This is a genomic window from Kitasatospora sp. NPDC094028 (assembly GCF_049543595.1).
Taxonomy (GTDB): Bacteria; Actinomycetota; Actinomycetes; order Streptomycetales; family Streptomycetaceae; genus Kitasatospora.
The window spans coordinates 16988-35635 of record NZ_JBMVFA010000020.1 but is presented as its reverse complement, the minus strand read 5'-3'; the positions used below and the strand labels follow the sequence as shown (position 1 = coordinate 35635).

Below are 18648 nucleotides of genomic sequence, written 5' to 3'. Positions count from 1 at the left end.
CCATGCGCCCGAACCCGATGAACAGAGTCGCTGCCGTCGGCCTCGCCGCCGCCCTGCTGCTCCCGCTCACCGCCTGCGCCAACGACGCCGCCCAGTCCACCCACGGCGCCGCCCCGGCCGGGCAGAAGGTCGACGGACCGACCGTCAAGATCATGGTCGGCGGCCTGGACAAGGTCATCTACCTGCCCGCCATGCTCACCCAGCGGCTCGGCTTCTTCGCCGAGGCCGGCGTCAACGTCGAGCTGATGAGCGAGCCCGCCGGCGTCAACGCCACCACCGCGCTGCTGGCCGGCGACGTCCAGGGCGCGGTCGGCTTCTACGACCACACCATCGACCTGCAGGCCAAGGGCAAGCACGTCGAGTCCGTGGTGCAGTTCTCCCAGGCCCCCGGCGAGGTCGAGATCGTCTCCGCCAAGCAGGCCGACGCGATCCGGTCCGGCGCCGACTTCAAGGGCAAGAAGCTCGGCGTCACCAGCATCGGCTCCTCCACCGACTTCCTCACCAAGTACCTCGCGGTCAAGAACGGCACCGCCGTCAGCGAGTTCAGCCCGATCTCGGTCGGCGCCGGCCAGACCTTCATCGCCGCCCTCCAGCAGGGCAGCATCGACGCCGGGATGACCACCGACCCGACCGTCGCCAACATCCTGGACAAGAACCTCGGCAAGGTCCTCTACGACCTGCGCACCCCCGAGGGATCCCGCCAGGCACTCGGCGGGCTCTACCCCTCGTCGGCGCTCTACATGAACACCGACTGGGTGGAGAAGAACAAGGACACCACCCAGAAGCTCGCCAACGCCTTCGTCAAGACCCTCAAGTGGATGTCCACCCACAGCGCCCAGGAGATCGCCGCGAAGATGCCGGCCGACTACGCGCAGGGCGGCGTCGAGCAGTACGCGGCCGCGATCAAGGCGACGCTGCCGATGTTCACCACGGACGGCGTGATGCCGGCGGACGGGCCGAAGACGGTGCTCGCGGTGCTCGCCGCCTTCCACCCGGACGTCAAGGGCAAGGAGGGGAACATCGACCTGGCCAGGACGTACACCACCGCGTTCGTCGGCAAGGCCACCGGCTGAGGCCGCTTCGGTCTGAGTCCCGACCGCCGCGGTCCCGCGCTCACCCCCACGGGCGCGGGGCCGCTCCCGTCCTCGACGCCTCAGACCCCGCGGACGGACAGCACGTCCATCCGGGACGGTGTCACGGGCGCCTTGCCACAGCTCTCCGGGCGCGCCGGTTCGCCGAACGCCTCGATCACGTCCACCTCCCAGGCCCGGCCGTCCCGGTGCAGCACCCCGACCAGCCAGCGGCCCGCGCCGTCCGGGCGCTGCGCCACGGTCAGCACGTCCACCGCGGTCTCGCCGGTCGCCAGCCGCACCGCGTGCTCGGCCGCCTGGCCCGGGCGCTCCCAGCCCGAGCAACCGCGCGACCACTCCGGCACCACGCGGCCGGCCGCCGTCGCGGCCAGCACCTCCTTCGCGGTCACCGGGGTCAGCCGTCCGTACGCGTAGCCGTACGGCAGCACCAGCATGGTGGGGGCGAAGCGGTGCCCGCCCAGGTGGGTGACCTCCCACACCTCGCTGTGCGCGGCCGCCGCCAGCTCCGCCGCGAGCGGGCGGCCCTGAAGCGCGCAGCAGCGGTCCCGGCGGCCGTTGGTGCACACCAGCGCCACCGGGCCGCCGACGTGCTCCACCCCGAAGCCGGTGTGGTCGCCGGCGCCCAGCGCCGCGAAGTCCAGTTCCAGCAGCTCCGCCGGATCCGTGACCTGCGCCCGGCGCACCCAGCCGCGGCCCGGCACGGTGTGCGCCACGATCACCTCGTGCCGCGCGGTCGGCAGGCAGTCCGCGTGCCGGCCGGGCCGCCGGATCAGCGCCGCCCGGACACCGGTGCCCGCCGCGGCCGCGTCCAGCGCGCGCCCGGTCGCCGGGTCGAGGTGGCTCTCGCGGAGCGCCTTCGCGCCCCACGGGCCGTTCTGCTCGATCAGCAGCCAGGTGGTCGCCACCGCCGCCGTGGCGGTCAGCGGCTCCGACAGTTCGCGCGACGCGCTCGCACAGGTGCTCACCGGCGCAAGGCTACCCGCAGGCCTCCGGCCGGGCCCGGCCCGGCCTGCCCGGCTCCGCTCAGCCGAAGGCGGCCCGGACGCGCGCGGCCAGCGCCTGGTCGGGAGGCCCGGCCGGCCCCGTCGCGTACCGGAGGTCCGCGAACTCCAGGTACAGGTTGCGCACGACGCCCGCGAACAGCTCCGAGTACAGCTCCCACTCCTCGGGGCACGGGGTGCTCAGCTCCAGCGTCAGCAGTTCGGTCTCGTTCGGCAGCGGCAGGTGCACCTGGATGAGCGAGACGGTCGGCTCGCGGCCGTCGTCGAGCGGCGCGGCCAGGGCGTCGATCACCGCGACCGCCCGTCCGGCGGGCAGGTCGATCGCGGTCACCTCCGCGCCCGGGCGGGCGCGGGCGAGGCGGGTGAGCAGGAAGTCGACGGCGCCCGGGTGGTCGGTGCCGACCAGCGGGCAGACCGAGGCGGTGATCGCCGCCGAACTCGGCCGGCCGTCCACCTCCACCAGGCAGACGCCCGCGTAGATCACCCCGGCCTCGCCCATCGGCGGGATCAGCTCGGCCAGCAGGGTGGCCCAGCCCAGCCGGACCTCGGCCGGGTCGACGGCCAGCACCTCGCAGGCCAACTCCCACAGTTCGGCGGCCACTTCGTCCTCGGTGCCGAACAGGGGCAGGTCGTGGAAGGCGGGCGGGACGACGAACCGGATGTGCAGCTGCGCGCTCCCGTCGGAGCCTGCCGCGACGGGCGTGCCGGACATGGCGGCCCCTTCAGTAGGACTTGCGGATCTTGGTGTTCACGGTCAGCCAGGACGGCAGCCGCGGGGGGACCGGCACGCCGTACGCCTGCGCGTCGTGCAGCAGCTCCCGGTAGGCGGCGGCGGGCTCGCGCACCCCGGAACGGCGCCAGCTGCGGTGCGTCCACAGCGCGGGCGGGGTGGCGAGGGCCCCGAGGGCGGCGAGGGCGGTGATCCAGGTGAGCATCAGCCTGCGCCCGTGGGCGTCGGCGGCGGGCGGCAGGCCGCAGGCCAGGGCGGCGGCGAGGGCCACCCCGAGCGCGGCGGTCAGGGCCCATCCGTTCCAGCGCCGGACGGCCGTGCGTTGCGCGGTGAGCAGCGCCCGGACGGCCTGCTCGTCCAGGAAGTCGATGCCGTGCGGGGCGCCGAGCGCGCGGGCCCGCTCGGCGAGCACCGGGTGGCGGTGGAGCTGGTCGGCCGGGAGTACCGGGAACGTCCGGTCGATCGCGGGGCCGTCGTACGGTCGGGCCTCGGCCGTCCGGGCCGGCCCCGGCAGCGGTGCCGGCGCGGCCGGTACCGGCCAGTCGGCGGGGATGCGGATCTCCAGGCCGGCGGCCCGGGCCCGGTCCAGCAGGCCGATGTACAGGGTGAAGCGGACGGCGGCCGCCTGCTTGTCCGTGTCCCGGGACGAGCCCAGGCCCCAGAGCACGAGCCCGGCCGGGATCGCGGCGATCGCCGCCACCAGGGCGGCGACCTGTTTCGGATCCGCCGGCGAGTGCATCGTGGCGCCGACGATCGCGGCCACCGCGATCCCGCCGAGGACGAGCATCGCGCCGGCCTCGGTGTGCCACGCGAGGTCGTTGCGCAGCCGCAGGTGTCTGGTGACGACGTCGCGGGCGGCGTCGTCGTCCAGCAGGTTGACGCCGTACCGCTGGTTCGCCCGCCGGGCGGCTTCGGCGATCTCGGGTACGGCGGCCAGCTGCCCGCCCGCCACGGGCAGGGGCACGTAGTCGTATCGGACCATCGGGTCCTCCGCTCAGGCGAGGGCGTTCAGGAACGGTTCGGGGGAGGGGTGCGGCGGGCCCGGGGCCCGGACCTCCTGCCCGCGCTTCCTGTCCTCGTGCAAGCCGAAGGACAGGCCGCCCGCCTTGACCGGGAGGGTCACGGCGCGGGGGTCGACTTCGACGCCCGTCTTCCGGAGCCCCGCCAGGATGCCCTTGGTCGACAGCGGATTGGACGTCATCTCGAACAGCCCCGCACCGGCACCCTTGACCCGCTCGACCCCGCCGGCGCCCTTGGACGCCTGCACGTCGTCGGCGAAGTTCCTGACGACCTTGGTCGCGATGTTGCCGCCCTCGACCCGCGCGGCCGTCCGGCCGGCGGTGGCGAAGCCCTTGACGGCGCCGAAGCCCGGAAGCGCCCCGAGCCCGTCCAGGCCGATGGACAGCCACGGCACGTCCTGGCCGCGGGCCTTGGCGATGCCGTGCCCGGTCCCGGCGGCCAGGCTGGTCAGCGCGGCCGCGCCGCCGAGGACCGGTGCGGCGCCCGGCACCCAGGACAGGGCCAGCGCCGCGATCGCCAGTCCGGCCGAGATCCTGGACAGGGCGTCGGCGTGGTCGGCCAGGAAGTCCAGGGACTTCTGCCAGGCGTGCTCCACCTTGTCCAGCAGCCGCTTGAACAGGCCCGGGTCCGGCGGGTGGTGGCGGGACGCCTCCATGATCGCCCGGGCGGCGGCCTCGGCCTTGTGCCGGTGGTCGTCGAGCTGCCGGTGGGCGCGGGAGATCAGCTCGTCGAGCTGGTGGTGCCCGCTCAGGCTGGCTCCCAGGGCCGCCTCGAACTGCGTCTGCGTCCGCATCATCACGTTGTCGGCGGGCTGTTGCGCGCCGGGCTGCCGGTACGAGTCCAGGGTGCGGCCGAGGGCGGCGAGCCGGTCGTCCGTCCCGGACAGCCGCGAGCGCAGTTCGACGGCCTCGGCCTCCATCGCCCGGCCGGTGGCGGCCATCCCGGACAGCTGGGTGTGCCAGGTCTTCAGGGCCCGCGAGCAGGCGGCCATCGAATCGTGGCCCTGGGCGAGGTACTCGGGCAGCCGGCCCAGTCTGCTCGCGAACCTGCGGGCCGCTTCGCCCTCCCAGGCGCCGCCGTCCGCGCCGATGCCGGCGAGCGCGTGCCGCAGCTCCGCCAGCTCGGCGGCGACGGCGTCGACGTCCGCGTACATCCTGGCGATGGCGCCGAGGTCCCCGGGGGCCGGGCAGAACCCGAGACCGGGCCAGTTCTTGTCGGTCATGGATCGGTTCCCCGCTGGTGGTGTGGCCGGTCTACGTGAAGCCCTGGGTGGTGCCCTGCTCGTTCCCGCCGTACGTCTCCAGGGAGGCGTCCAGGCCCTCGTGCAGGCCGTGGGCGAGCTTGGACATCCGGCCGATGCCGCCGTGCCAGTGGTCCTCGAAGCCCTTGCAGGCGGAGTCCAGGCGCTCGGTCCCCAGCTGCTCGCCCCTGCCGAGGTTCCGCAGGCGTTTCGCGGCCGAACCCATCCGCTCGCCGCATTCCCCCAATTGTCGGGAGACCGACCTCATCCGGGCCAGGTCGATCTTGAAGTCCTCGGCCAACTCCCAGTCCCCTCAGGGCTCGTGCCGCTCGGTGTCGAGACTCAAAGCTAACCCGGGAAACCGGTGGGTTCGTACCGGCACTATCACCTGACAGGCGTTCCTCCGAAAATCCGACATCTTTGGAGAATGCGAAGGGGAGGTGCACCGGACATCTCCGGTGCACCTCCCCTTCCAGGACCCGCGCGCTACGGGCGCCCGATCACGCCGGCCCGGCGACCACCGCGATCGGCGCCGTCACCGGCGTGCCCGAACCGTCCCGGCGCGAATCCCGCTCCGGCAGGTCCACCGGCACGCCCTTCGCCGTCGCCGCCCGCGCCGGCACCGCACCCGCCCAGGCGAACGCCAGACCGTCCTCGCCCCGCAGGAAGCGCTGGCAGCGCACACCGCCCGTCGCCCGGCCCTTGCGCGGGTACAGCTCGAACGGCGTCACCTTCCACGACACCTGCTCGTCGCCCGCGAGCGTCCCCGAAGCCGCCGCCACCGAGACCACCACCGCGTCCGCCGCCGGATCCACCGCCGTGAACGACAGCACCCGCGCGCCCTCCGACAGCTTGATGCCCGCCATGCCGCCCGCCGGACGGCCCTGCGGACGGACCTGGCCCGCCGGGTACCGCAGCAGCTGCGCGTCCGAGGTGATGAAGACCAGGTCCTCGTCGCCCGTGCGCAGCTCGACCGCGCCCACCAGCTCGTCACCCTCCTTGAGGGCGATCACCTCGAACTCGTCCTTGTTCGCCGGCCACTCCGGCACCACCCGCTTCACCACGCCCTGCACCGTGCCCAGCGCCAGACCCGGCGAGGACTCGTCCAGCGTGGTCAGCCCCAGCACCCGCTCGTCCGCCTCCAGCCGCAGGAACTCGCCCACCGCAGCACCGCCGGCCAGCGTCGGCGACGGCGTCGGCGGCAGCGCCGGCAGATCGATCACCGGCAGCCGCAGCACCCGGCCCGCCGACGTCACCACACCCACGTCCGCCCGCGCCGTCGCGTGCACCGCCGAAACGATCACATCGTGCTTGGCGCGCTTCTCCGACTCCTCGAACGGCTCCCCGTCCGCCGTCCGCGCCAGCAGACCCGTCGACGACAGCAGCACCCGGCACGGATCGTCCGCCACCTCCAGCGGCACCGCCAGCGCCGCGGACGGCGCCGCCCCCGCCTCCAGCAGCACCGTGCGCCGCTCGGTGCCGAACTGCTTCGCCACCGCGCCCAGCTCCGACGACACCACGCTGCGCAGCCGCGCGTCCGACTCCAGGATCTCCGTCAGCTCCGCGATCTCCGCCGTCAGCTTCGCCTTCTCCTGCTCCAGCTCCACCCGGTCGAACCGGGTCAGCCGGCGCAGCGGAGTGTCCAGGATGTAGCCGGTCTGCGTCTCCGACAGCGAGAAACGCTCCATCAGGCGCTCCTTCGCCTGCTGCGCGTTGTCACTCGACCGGATGATGGCGATGACCTCGTCGATGTCGACCAGCGCCACCAGCAGGCCCTCGACCAGGTGCAGCCGCTCCTCGCGCTTGCGGCGACGGAAGTCGCTGCGCCGGCGCACCACCGTGAACCGGTGGTCGACGTAGACCTCCAGCAGCTCCTTCAGACCCAGCGTCAGCGGCTGCCCGTCCACCAGCGCCACGTTGTTGATGCCGAAGGTCTCCTCCATCGGCGTCAACTTGTACAGCTGCTCCAGCAGCGCCTCCGGCACGAAGCCGTTCTTCACCTCGATCACCAGCCGCAGCCCGTGCTCGCGGTCGGTCAGGTCCTTGACGTCCGCGATGCCCTGCAGCTTCTTCGCGTTGACCAGGTCCTTGATCTTCGAGATGACCTTCTCGGGGCCGACGTTGTACGGCAGCTCCGTCACCACGATGCCCTTGCGGCGGGCCGTCACCGCCTCGATCGACGTCGTCGCCCGGATCTTGAACGTGCCGCGGCCCGACTCGTACGCGTCCCGGATGCCCGACAGGCCCACGATCCGCCCGCCGGTCGGCAGGTCCGGCCCCGGCACGAACCGCATCAGCGTGTCCAGGTCCGCGGACGGGTGCTTGATCAGGTGCCGCGCCGCCGCGACCACCTCGGACAGGTTGTGCGGCGGCATGTTCGTCGCCATGCCCACCGCGATGCCCGTCGCGCCGTTCACCAGCAGGTTCGGGAACGCGGCCGGCAGCGCCAGCGGCTCCTGCTCGCTGCCGTCGTAGTTCGGGCCGAAGTCGACGGTGTCCTCGTGGATCGACTCCACCATCGCCATCGACGCCGCCGTCAGCCGCGACTCGGTGTACCGCATCGCCGCCGGCGGGTCGTCATTGCCCAGCGAACCGAAGTTGCCGTGCCCGTCGATCAGCGGCAGCCGCATCGAGAACGGCTGCGCCATGCGCACCACCGAGTCGTAGATCGAGGCGTCGCCGTGCGGGTGCAGCCGGCCCATCACCTCGCCCACCACGCGGGCGCACTTCACGTGCGCTCGGTCCGGACGCAGGCCCATCTCGTTGGCCTGGTACAGGATCCGCCGGTGCACCGGCTTCAGACCGTCCCGCGCGTCCGGCAGCGCACGCGAGTAGATCACCGAGTAGGCGTACTCCAGGAAGGAGCCCTGCATCTCGTCCACGACGTCGACGTCGAGGATCCGCTCCTCGAAGTCTCCGGGCGGCGGGGTCTGCGAACTGCGGCGGGCCATCGCGGCGGGGCTCCCTTACGTGTCGCTGGCGGTGTGCTCGATCGAAAATCGGTCGGTCCCGGTCGGACCCGGTCTCAACCGGCCGCGGGCCCCGTCAACAGGGCGCGGCGCCCCCATTGTGGACCCTCGCACCGACACTCCCGGCCAGCGCCCCTCTTCCGCCCCTGGCGAACGCCCCGTCCGCGCGGACACGAACGCACCCCTCACGCGTTGCACCACAATGGGGGACGCCACACGAACCCCCGACATCGACGACGGGAAGGACCCGAGCGCATGGCCAACCCGGCCCCCGCCTCCCCCCGAGGCATCGCCATCACCGAGCACCGCCTGGCCAACGGCCTGCGCGTCGTCCTCTCCGAGGACCACCTCACCCCGGTCGCCGCGGTCTGCCTCTGGTACGACGTCGGCTCCCGCCACGAGGTGGAAGGCCGCACCGGCCTCGCCCACCTCTTCGAGCACCTGATGTTCCAGGGCTCCGCCAACGTCTCCAACAACGGGCACTTCGAACTCGTCCAGGGCGCCGGCGGCTCGCTCAACGGCACCACCAGCTTCGAGCGCACCAACTACTTCGAGACCATGCCCGCCCACCAACTGGAGCTCGCCCTCTGGCTGGAAGCCGACCGCATGGGCTCGCTGCTCGCCGCCCTCGACGACACCTCCATGGAGAACCAGCGCGACGTCGTCAAGAACGAGCGCCGCCAGCGCTACGACAACGTCCCGTACGGCACCGCCTTCGAGAAGCTCACCGCGCTCTCCTTCCCCGGCGACCACCCGTACCACCACACCCCCATCGGCTCCATGGCCGACCTCGACGCCGCCACCCTCGACGACGCCCGCGCGTTCTTCCGCACCTACTACGCGCCCAACAACGCCGTCCTCTCCGTCGTCGGCGACATCGACCCCGAGCAGACCATCGCCTGGGTCGAGAAGTACTTCGGCAGCATCCCCGCCCACGACGGCAAGCAGCCCCCGCGCTCCGGCGAACTCCCCGACACCATCGGCCGCGAGATCCGCGAACAGCTCCACGAGGACGTCCCCTCCCGCGCCCTCATGGCCGCCTACCGGCTCCCGCACGACGGCACCCGCGAAGCCGACGCCGCCGACCTCGCCCTCACCATCCTCGGCAGCGGCGAATCCAGCCGCCTCTACAACCGGCTCGTCCGCCGCGACCGCACCGCCGTCTCCGCCGGCTTCGGCCTGCTCCGCCTCGCCGGCGCCCCCAGCCTCGGCTGGCTCGACGTCAAGACCTCCGGCGACGCCACCCTCGACCAGATCGACGCCGCCGTCGACGAGGAACTCGCCCGCTTCGCGGCCGAAGGCCCCACCCCCGAGGAACTCGAACGCGCCCAGGCCCAGATCGAGCGCGAATGGCTCGACCGGCTCACCACCGTCGCCGGCCGCGCCGACGAACTCTGCCGCTACGCCGTCCTGTTCGGCGACCCCAAGCTGCTCAACGACGCCCTCCCCAAGGTCCTCGACGTTACCGCCGAAGAGGTCCAGGCGATCGCCAAGGCCCGGCTCAACCCCGACAACCGGGCCGTCCTCGCCTACGAGCCGACCGCCACCGACGACGAGACCGACGACGACACCGCTGCCACCGAAGAGGAGGGTGCCGCCGCATGAGCACCGACTACGTCCCCGCGATGACCTTCCACCCCCAGCCCCAGCCCGGCACCCCCACGCCCTGGGCCTTCCCCGCCCCCGAGCGCACCACCCTCGGCAACGGCACCACCGTCCTGCACTGCCACCGGCCCGGCCAGCAGCTCGTCGCCGTCGAGGTCCTCCTCGACGCCCCGCTCGCCGCCGAACCCGAAGGCCTCGACGGCGTCGCCGCCATCCTGGCCCGCGCCCTCAGCGAAGGCACCGACACCCTCACCGCCGAGGAGTTCGCCGCCGAACTCGAACGCGCCGGCGCCACCCTCGACGCCCACGCCGACCACCCCTGCATCCGCGTCTCCCTGGAGGTCCCCGCCTCCCGGCTCCAGCGCGGCCTCACCCTCCTCGCCGACGCCCTGCGCGCCCCCGCCCTCCCCGAGGAGGAGATCGAGCGCCTCGTCGCCAACCGCCTCGACGAGATCGTCCACGAGCAGGCCAACCCCGCCCGGCGCGCCGTCAAGGCCCTCTACGCCGAACTCTTCGACACCGCCGACCGGCTCTCCCGGCCCCGCGCCGGCACCGCCGACACCGTCAAGAGCATCGACCGCGCCGCCGTCCAGGCCTACTACCAGGCCCACGTGCGCCCGGCCACCGCCACCGTCGTCGTGGTCGGCGACCTCACCGGCACCGACCTGCCCGCCCTGCTGGAGAGCACCCTCGGCACCTGGACCGGCACCCCCGCCCAGCCCGCCGAACTCGCCCCCGTCACCGCCGACGACCGCGCCCGCGTCCTCATCGTCGACCGCCCCGGCTCCGTGCAGACCCAGCTGCTCATCGGCCGCATCGGCCCCGACCGCCACGACGACGCCTGGCCGGCCCAGATCCTCGGCACCTACTGCCTCGGCGGCACCCTCACCTCCCGCCTCGACCGCGTCCTGCGCGAGGAGAAGGGCTACACCTACGGCGTCCGCGCCTTCGCCCAGCCGCTGCGCTCCGCCGCGGACGGCAGCGGCCGCTCGCTGCTCGCCATCAGCGGCTCCGTCGACACCGCCTCCACCGCCCCGGCGCTGGAGGACACCTGGACGATCCTGCGCACCCTCGCCGCCGAGGGCCTCACCGACGCCGAGCGCGACGAGGCCGTGCAGTTCCTGGTCGGCGTCGCGCCGCTGAAGTACGAGACCGCGGGCTCGGTCGCCGGCACCCTGGCCGACCAGGTCGAGCAGCACCTGCCGGACGACTACCAGGCCGAGGTCTACCGGCAGCTCGCCGAACTGCCCACCGCCGCCGCCACCGAGGCCGTCGTCGCGGCCTTCCCGCCGGAGCGCCTGGTCACCGTCCTGGTCGGCGACGCCGCCGAGATCGCCGACGCCGTGCGGGCGCTCGGGATCGGCGAGGTCACCGTCGTCAGCTGACGCGTTCTCCCAGTCCGGCCCGGTGGAGCACCCGCTCCACCGGGCCGGACGCGTGTTAAATCCGTTGCGCGCGCCGGACGTTCCGTGGATAGATGTTCCCCGACGCACAGAGCGTGCGAACCGCGGACGAAACGAAGGGAGGCGGTCACCATGCGGGTCGAGCGAACCATACGACGACGCTCCCCAAGGCCGTATCTCCCCTGTCCCGCCCTGGCCGCCTGAGCGCGCCCACCCCTGAACTTCCCCGAGCCGCACCGGGATCCGTATGCGCGCGGCACTCCTTCGTACGAACCACCCGACCCGTGGAGGTCGTTCAACCATGACGTACACCGAGGTACCCGGCATCCGGGTCCCGATCCGGATGTGGACCGACCCGGCGACGGTCGAGGGCGCGGCCATGCAGCAGCTGCGCAACATCAGCTCGCTGCCCTGGCTGCACGGCCTCGCCGTGATGCCCGACGTCCACCTGGGCAAGGGCGCGACGGTCGGCTCCGTCATCGCCATGAAGGGCGCGGTCTGCCCGGCGGCGGTCGGCGTCGACATCGGCTGCGGGATGAGCGCGGTGAAGACCTCCCTCACCGCCAAGGACCTCCCGGACGACCTGTCCCGCCTGCGCTCCAAGATCGAGCAGGCCATCCCGGTCGGCCGCGGCCTCCACACCGACCCGGTCGACCCGACCAAGCTGCACGGCTTCCGCGCGACGGGCTGGGACGACTTCTGGCACCGCTTCGACGGGGTGGCCGAGGAGGTCAAGTGGCGCCGCGAGCGGGCGATGCAGCAGATGGGAACGCTCGGCGCCGGCAACCACTTCATCGAGCTGTGTGTGGATTCCACCGGTGTGGTGTGGCTGATGCTGCACTCCGGGTCGCGCAACATCGGCAAGGAGCTGGCGGAGCACCACATGGGCGTCGCCCGGTCGCTGCCGCACAACCAGGGCCTGGTGGACCGGGACCTCGCGGTGTTCATCGCGGACACCCCGCAGATGAACGCCTACCGCCAGGACCTGTTCTGGGCACAGGAGTACGCGAAGCACAACCGCGCGCTGATGATGGGGCTGTTCCAGGACGTCGTCCGGCGTGAGTTCGTCAAGGCGAAGGTCACCTTCGACGAGGTCATCAGCTGCCACCACAACTACGTGGCGGAGGAGCGCTACGACGGCGTCGACCTGCTGGTCACCCGCAAGGGCGCGATCCGGGCCGGCTCCGGCGACTACGGGATCATCCCCGGCTCGATGGGCACCGGCTCCTACATCGTCCGCGGCCTGGGCAACAAGGAGGCGTTCAACTCCGCCTCGCACGGCGCCGGCCGCAAGATGAGCCGCACCGCCGCGAAGAAGCGCTTCACCACGCGGGATCTGGTCGACCAGACCAAGGGCGTGGAGTGCCGTAAGGACAGCGGCGTCGTGGACGAGATCCCGGGCGCCTACAAGTCCATCGAGAAGGTCATCGAACAGCAGAAGGACCTGGTCGAGGTGGTCGCGCACCTCAAGCAGGTGGTCTGCGTGAAGGGCTGACCGAAACCGATCGGGGTGCCGCCACGGTGTGGCGACACCCCGATCGGGTGCGTGCTGGGAGGCTCAGGCCGCGGCGGGGAGCTCGTCGAGGCCTTCCTGGACGAGCTTCGCGAGGCGGTCGAGGGCGTCGTCGGCGTTCTCGGCGTCGGAGGCGAGGACGACCTCGTCGCCGCCCTGGGCGCCGAGGCCGAGCAGGCCGAGCATGGAGGCGGCGTTGACGGGGTTGCCGCCCGGCTTGGCGATGGTGATCGGCACGCCGGTGGCCGTGACGGCCCGGACGAAGACGGAGGCGGGACGGGCGTGCAGGCCCTCGGCCCAACCGATGGTGACGCGGCGCTCAGCCATGAGACGTGCCTTTCCGGTGAAGCTGGTCACGGCCGCGCTCTGGGGGAGCCGGGGGGAACGGCCGTGTTGTCTAGACCAGTGTTGCACGCAGGCGGCCGCCGTGAGCCGCCGCGTTCGGGAGTTGTGATTGTTTCTTTTCGGGGCATAAGGCCCGGTCGCGGGCCCTGTCCACCCTGCCGCGAGCACACACCCGGCGCCATTCGGCCCGCCGCCGGATAACCTGACGATCGTGGACGACTCCGCGGCAGCGAACCCCGACCAGCCGGACTACCCGCAGCACTGGGAAGCCGACATCCTGCTGCGTGACGGCGGTACGGCGCGGATCCGGCCGATCACTCCCGGCGACGCCGAGCGGCTGGTGGAGTTCTACGGACACGTCTCCGAGCAGTCCAAGTACTTCCGTTTCTTCGCCCCCTACCCCCGGCTCTCCGACAAGGACGTCCGCCGCTTCACCCATCACGACTTCGTGAACCGGGTCGGCCTGGCCGTGGTGATCCGGGACCGCTTCATCGCGACCGTCCGCTACGACCGGATCGACGCCGAGGGCCGCCCGTCCGAGACCGGCACCGACGCCGAGGTGGCCTTCCTCGTCCAGGACGCCCACCAGGGCCGCGGCGTGGCCTCCGCCCTGCTGGAGCACATCGCCGCGGTGGCGCAGGAGCGCGGCATCCGGCGCTTCCAGGCGGAGGTGCTGCCGGAGAACCGGAAGATGGTGAAGGTCTTCACCGACGCCGGCTACACCCAGCACCGCAGCTTCGCGGACGGCGTGGTGCACCTGGAGTTCGACCTCGAACAGACCGAGCGCTCGCTCGCCGTGATGCGCGCCCGCGAGCACCGCGCCGAGGCCCGCTCGGTGCAGCGGCTGCTCACTCCGCGCTCGGTCGCGGTGATCGGGGTCTCGCGCAACCCGCAGACGGTCGGCCGGGCCGTCCTGCGGGACCTGCTGGGCAGCTTCGACACCGAGTTCGAGAGCCGTTACGAGCCCAAGGACACCCCCCGCGCCGTCTACGCGGTGAACCGCAACGCCCCGCCCGGCACCGAGTTGGACGGCGTCCCGGTGCACCGCTCGATTCTGGACATTCCCGGGCCGGTGGACCTGGCCGTGATCACCGTCCCGGAGGGCGCCGTCCCGGCGGCCGTCGCCGAGTGCGGCGCGCACGGCGTGCAGGGCCTGGTGGTGCTGACCGCCGGGTACGCGGAGACCGGCCCGGAGGGCCGGGACCGGCAGCGCGCGCTGGTGCGCCAGGCCCGCGCGGCCGGGATGCGGGTGATCGGCCCGAACGCCTTCGGCCTGATCAACACCGACCCGGACCTCCCGCTGAACGCCTCGCTCGCCCCGCACCTGCCGGAGCGCGGCGGCTTCGGCATCTTCTGCCAGTCCGGCGCGATCGGCGTGGCCCTGCTGGAGGCGGCCCACCGGCGCGGCCTCGGCGTCTCCTCGTTCGCCTCGGTCGGCAACCGGGCGGACGTCTCCGGCAACGACTTCCTGCAGTACTGGGCGGAGGACGAGGCCACCGAGGTGGTGCTGCTCTACCTGGAGTCCTTCGGCAACCCGCGCAAGTTCACCCGGATCGCCCGCCGGCTGGCCGCCGCGAAGCCGGTCGTGGTGGTCAAGGGCGCCCGGCACACCGGCAGCCTTCCGCCCGGGCACGCCGTCCCGGTCACCGCCAGCGGCCTGCGGGACGCGACCGTCGACGCGCTGTTCGAGCAGGCCGGCGTGATCCGGGTGGCGACCATCACGGAGCTGTACGACACCGGTGAGCTGCTGGCCCAGCAGCCGCTGCCACCCGGGGACCGGGTCGCCGTGGTCGGGAACTCGGACTCGCTGGGCCTGCTCACGTACGACGCCTGCCTGAGCGCGGGCCTGCGTCCGCGCACGCCCGTCGACCTCACCACGGCCGCGACCGGCGAGAACTTCCGGATCGCACTGGACGTCGCGCTGGCCGATCCCGCGGTGGACGCGGTGATCGCCGTCGCCATCCCGCCGATCGGTACCTCCGCGCACGCCTTCATGGGCGGCCGGCTGACCGGCCCGGACGACCCCGAGATGGGCTCGGACGATCCCGAGATCGCCACCGCCCTGCTCGAAGCGGGCGTGCGCGCACGGGAGTTGGGCAAGCCTCTGGTGCTCGCCCACCTGGCGCTGACCGACCTGCCGGTACGGCTGCGCCCCGGCGGCGTCCCGGCGTACGCGGCGCCCGAGCGCGCGGTGCGCGCCCTCGCGCACGCCGTGCACTACGCGCAGTGGCGGCGCCGCACCGCCGCGGCGGAGGAGACGGCGCGCGTCCCCGAGCTGGACCGGATCGACGAGCCGGGCGCCCGCGCCCTGGTCGAGGCGGCGCTGAACACCCGCACCGCGACAGCGGCCCGCACCCAGCCGGGCGGCGCCCGGATCACCCTGCCGGACGACGGGGCCCGCGCGCTGCTGGCCCGCTACGGCATCGACGTCTCGCCCGCGCTGCCCGCCCCGGACGAGCGGACGGCCGTCGAGGCGGCGGCCGCGCTCGGCTACCCGGTGGCCCTGAAGGCGACCGCCCCGCACCTGCGCCACCGACCCGACCTGGGCAGCGTCCGACTGGACCTCACCGACGAGGCGGGCCTGCGCCGGGCCCACCGCGAGCTGGACTCGCTGCTCGGCGGCGCCGCGCAGGCCGAGCTGGTGGTGCAGCGGATGGCGCCGCGCGGCGTTGACACCGTGATCGGCGCCACGGTGGATCCGGCGGTCGGCGCGATCCTCTCCTTCGGGCTGGCCGGCGCCCCCGCCGAACTGCTGGGCGACCTCGCGCACCGGCTGGTCCCGGCCACCGACCAGGACGTGGCCTCGCTGGTCCGCGAGGTGCGGGCGGCGCCGCTGCTGTTCGGCTGGCGCGGCGCCGAGGCGGTGGACACCGGCGCCCTGGAGGAGCTGCTGCTGCGGGTGTCGCAGCTGGTGGACGACGTGCCGGAGATCGCCTCGGTGGACCTCGAACCGGTGGTCGTGGCCCCGCACGGACTGGCGATCCTTGGGGCGCGGGTGCGCATCGCGCCGCTGCCCGTCCGGAGCGATCTGGGCCCGCGCGCGATGAGCACGCTGTAACCTTCCTTGGTTGTGCCCCGCTCGCGGGCGCCTGTTGTCCGAAGCTCGGCGCCGCGCCGCCCGCTTCGTCGGCGGACCATGCCAGGATGGAGTTATGGCGAAGACCGGTACCACCACCACTCAGGACCTGCGCTCGGCGATCGAGCGCAGCGGCTACTACCCGGCCCTGGTGTCCGAGGCGGTGGAGTCCGCGGTGGGCCCCGAGCCGATCAGCTCCTACCTGGTGCACCAGGAGACCACCTTCGACGCGAACGAGGTGCGCCGGCACGTGACGGTGCTGGTGCTGACCCCGACGCGGTTCGTGGTGAGCCACACGGACGAGCAGTCGGGCGCCGAGGGCAGCCCGGCGGTGCCGTACGCCACGACGTCGACGGAGAGCGTGCGGCTGGACCGGATTGGCTCGGTCGTGGTGAGCCGGATGGTGGCGAACCCGGAGACGTACACGCCGGGGACGCTGCCGCGCGAGGTCGTGCTGACGATCGGCTGGGGGGCGGTGCAGCGCCTGGACCTGGAGCCGGCCGGCTGCTCGGACCCGAACTGCGAGGCGGACCACGGCTACACCGGTTCGGCGACGGCCGACGACCTGTCGCTGCGGGTGAGCGAGGCCGGCGACGGCCCGGAGACGGTCGCCCAGGCGCTGGCCTTCGCCCGGGCGCTGTCCGACGCGACGATCGACAACGGCCCGCGGGCCTGATCCACCGCAGCTCCCCAGTTCCAGAGCTTCCGCCCGCGACGAATCCGGTTCCATGTCCTTCGCTTCCCCCGACGGCTACGACGCCTTCGAGATCCTTGACCCCGCCGCGGCCCCCGCGCCCCTCTACGGCAGCGGTTCGCTGTGCGACCTGCTGCCCTCGGTGGCGGCGGGCCTCGGCGTGCCGGGGTTCACCGCGACGCTGCCGATCGCCCCGGCGGACCGCGCGGTGGTGTTCCTGGTGGACGGCCTGGGCTGGGAGCTGCTGCTGCGCCACCCCGAGTACGCGCCGTTCCTGTCCTCGCTGGTCGGCAGTTCGCTGGGCGGCACCGGCCGTCCGCTGACGGCGGGTTTCCCCTCGACCACGGCGACCTCGCTGGCTTCGGTCGGCACCGGTACTCCGCCCGGCCTGCACGGGTTGGCGGGGTACACGGTGGCGGTGCCGGGCGCCGGCTACCTGATGAACCAGCTGCGCTGGCAGCCGCACACCGATCCGGGGGCGTGGCAGCCGTACCCCACGGTGTTCGAGCGGACGCACGAGGCGGGGGTGGCGACCGCGCAGGTGTCCTCCCCGCTGTTCGCGCAGACGCCGCTGACCAGGGTGGCGCTGTCCGGCGGCACCTTCCTGGGCCGGACCACCGGCGAGGAGCGGATGGACCTGGCGGCCTCCTGGCTGGCCGAGCACGACCGGGCGCTGGTGTACACCTACGTCAGCGAGCTGGACGGCGCCGGTCACCGCTTCGGGGTGGACTCCGACGAGTGGCGGATGACGCTGGACGCGGTGGACCGGCTGGCCCGCCGGCTGGCCGAGCAGCTGCCGCCGCGTTCGGCGATGTACGTGACCGCCGACCACGGCATGATCGACATCGCCCCGGAGGACCGGATCGACTTCGACGAGGACTGGGAGCTCGGCGCCGGCGTGGCCCTGCTGGGCGGCGAGGGCCGGGCCCGGCACGTGTACGCGGTGCCGGGTGCGGCGGCCGACGTGCACACGGTGTGGAGCGAGGTGCTGGGCGACCGGATGTGGGTGGCCACCCGGGACGAGGCGATCGCCGCGGGCTGGTTCGGCCCGGTGGTGGACGAGCGGGTGTACGGGCGGATCGGTGACGTGGTCGCCGCGGCGCGCGACGACATCGCGATCATCGCCTCCCGCAACGAGCCCGGCGAGTCGGCGATGATCGGCCTGCACGGCTCGATGACTCCGGTCGAGCAGTTCGTGCCGCTGCTCGAAGTCCGCGGCTGATCCGTGACCCCGACCCGTGTGCGCCCGAGGCGCCCGAACCCCCTTGATGTGAAAGGCCTTTGCTCCACCCATGGCTGAACTGGTGTTCTTCTCGGGCACGATGGACTGCGGCAAGTCGACGCTGGCGCTGCAGATGGACCACAACCACACGGCGCGCGGTCGGCAGGGGGTCATCCTGACCCGCAACGACCGGGCCGGTGCGGCGACCATCTCCAGCCGGCTGGGCCTGCGCGCGGAGGCGGTCGAGGTGACGGACGACTTCGACTTCCACGCGCACGTGGTGCACCGCCTCTCGGCGGGTGGCCGGGTGGACTACCTGATCTGCGACGAGGCGCAGTTCTTCGCGGCCGAGCAGGTCGACCAGCTGGCCCGGGTGGTGGACGAGCTCGACATCGACGTCTACACCTTCGGCATCACCACGGACTTCCGCACCCGGCTGTTCCCCGGCTCGCAGCGCCTGATCGAGCTGGCCGACCGGGTGGAGGTGCTGCAGGTGGAGGCGCTGTGCTGGTGCGGTGCGCGGGCGACCCACAACGCCCGGACGGTCGGCGGGGTGATGGTGGTCGAGGGCGCCCAGGTGGTGATCGGCGACATCTCGGTGAGCGAGGACGAGGTCGGCTACGAGGTGCTGTGCCGCCGCCACCACCGCCGCCGGCTGACCGCCGCGACGGCCCGCGCCTCGGTGCTCTCCCCGGACGTGCTGCCCTTCGAGGAGCAGCAGGTCTAGGCCGCGGGGGCC

At 73.0% G+C, this 18648-nt stretch carries 15 protein-coding genes; 8 read left to right on the top strand and 7 right to left on the bottom strand.

Annotated elements, in window-relative coordinates:
• Positions 1–17 precede the first annotated feature (17 nt).
• Positions 18–1073, top strand: a complete 1056-nt coding sequence (locus ACPC54_RS26400; protein WP_498968226.1) for an ABC transporter substrate-binding protein — start codon at positions 18–20, stop codon at positions 1071–1073.
• 80 nt (positions 1074–1153) lie between these two features.
• On the opposite strand, the gene ACPC54_RS26395 is transcribed toward ACPC54_RS26400, so the two are convergent.
• The 6 genes from ACPC54_RS26395 to ACPC54_RS26370 all read right to left on the bottom strand — a co-directional run bounded on the left by ACPC54_RS26395 (position 1154) and on the right by ACPC54_RS26370 (position 8033).
• A complete protein-coding gene (locus ACPC54_RS26395) occupies positions 1154–2056 on the bottom strand; it encodes a ferredoxin family protein (RefSeq protein ID WP_498968224.1) in 903 nt (300 codons plus the stop codon).
• 58 nt (positions 2057–2114) lie between these two features.
• On the bottom strand, positions 2115–2804 hold the full coding sequence (locus ACPC54_RS26390; RefSeq protein WP_498968223.1) for a hypothetical protein: 690 nt from the start codon (positions 2802–2804) through the stop codon (positions 2115–2117).
• A 10-nt stretch (positions 2805–2814) separates the two neighbouring features.
• A complete protein-coding gene (locus ACPC54_RS26385) occupies positions 2815–3804 on the bottom strand; it encodes a hypothetical protein (protein ID WP_498968221.1) in 990 nt (329 codons plus the stop codon).
• A 12-nt stretch (positions 3805–3816) separates the two neighbouring features.
• Positions 3817–5064, bottom strand: a complete 1248-nt coding sequence (locus tag ACPC54_RS26380; RefSeq protein WP_498968220.1) for a hypothetical protein — start codon at positions 5062–5064, stop codon at positions 3817–3819.
• Positions 5065–5095: 31 nt separating this feature from the next.
• Positions 5096–5383, bottom strand: coding sequence for a hypothetical protein (locus ACPC54_RS26375; RefSeq protein ID WP_498968219.1), 288 nt, complete (start codon positions 5381–5383; stop codon positions 5096–5098).
• Between the two features lie 199 nt (positions 5384–5582).
• Positions 5583–8033: a DNA gyrase/topoisomerase IV subunit A gene (locus ACPC54_RS26370; RefSeq protein ID WP_498968218.1), complete on the bottom strand. Its 2451-nt coding sequence runs from the start codon at positions 8031–8033 to the stop codon at positions 5583–5585.
• Positions 8034–8306: 273 nt separating this feature from the next.
• Here ACPC54_RS26370 and ACPC54_RS26365 point away from each other — a divergent pair, with 273 nt between their 5' ends.
• The 3 genes from ACPC54_RS26365 (at position 8307) to ACPC54_RS26355 (ending at position 12554) form a co-directional block, all read left to right on the top strand.
• A complete protein-coding gene (locus ACPC54_RS26365) occupies positions 8307–9656 on the top strand; it encodes a M16 family metallopeptidase (RefSeq protein ID WP_498968217.1) in 1350 nt (449 codons plus the stop codon).
• 20 nt (positions 9657–9676) lie between these two features.
• Complete coding sequence (locus ACPC54_RS26360; RefSeq protein WP_498968347.1) at positions 9677–11041, top strand: M16 family metallopeptidase; 1365 nt, start codon at positions 9677–9679, stop codon at positions 11039–11041.
• Between the two features lie 319 nt (positions 11042–11360).
• Complete coding sequence (locus ACPC54_RS26355; RefSeq protein ID WP_498968215.1) at positions 11361–12554, top strand: RtcB family protein; 1194 nt, start codon at positions 11361–11363, stop codon at positions 12552–12554.
• Between the two features lie 63 nt (positions 12555–12617).
• Here the strand turns inward: ACPC54_RS26355 and ACPC54_RS26350 are convergent, their stop codons facing one another.
• Positions 12618–12899 carry an HPr family phosphocarrier protein gene (locus ACPC54_RS26350; protein WP_471743451.1) on the bottom strand — a complete coding sequence of 94 codons (282 nt, stop codon included), beginning with the start codon at positions 12897–12899 and terminating at the stop codon, positions 12618–12620.
• Positions 12900–13128: 229 nt separating this feature from the next.
• Here ACPC54_RS26350 and ACPC54_RS26345 point away from each other — a divergent pair, with 229 nt between their 5' ends.
• From ACPC54_RS26345 to ACPC54_RS26330, 4 genes are all read left to right on the top strand, one after another.
• Positions 13129–15975: a bifunctional acetate--CoA ligase family protein/GNAT family N-acetyltransferase gene (locus tag ACPC54_RS26345; RefSeq protein WP_498968213.1), complete on the top strand. Its 2847-nt coding sequence runs from the start codon at positions 13129–13131 to the stop codon at positions 15973–15975.
• Between the two features lie 94 nt (positions 15976–16069).
• Positions 16070–16669: a DUF5998 family protein gene (locus tag ACPC54_RS26340; RefSeq protein WP_498968211.1), complete on the top strand. Its 600-nt coding sequence runs from the start codon at positions 16070–16072 to the stop codon at positions 16667–16669.
• 52 nt (positions 16670–16721) lie between these two features.
• Positions 16722–17909, top strand: a complete 1188-nt coding sequence (locus tag ACPC54_RS26335; RefSeq protein ID WP_498968210.1) for an alkaline phosphatase family protein — start codon at positions 16722–16724, stop codon at positions 17907–17909.
• Between the two features lie 70 nt (positions 17910–17979).
• A complete protein-coding gene (locus tag ACPC54_RS26330; protein ID WP_498968209.1) occupies positions 17980–18636 on the top strand; it encodes a thymidine kinase in 657 nt (218 codons plus the stop codon).
• The last annotated feature ends 12 nt before the right edge of the window (positions 18637–18648 follow it).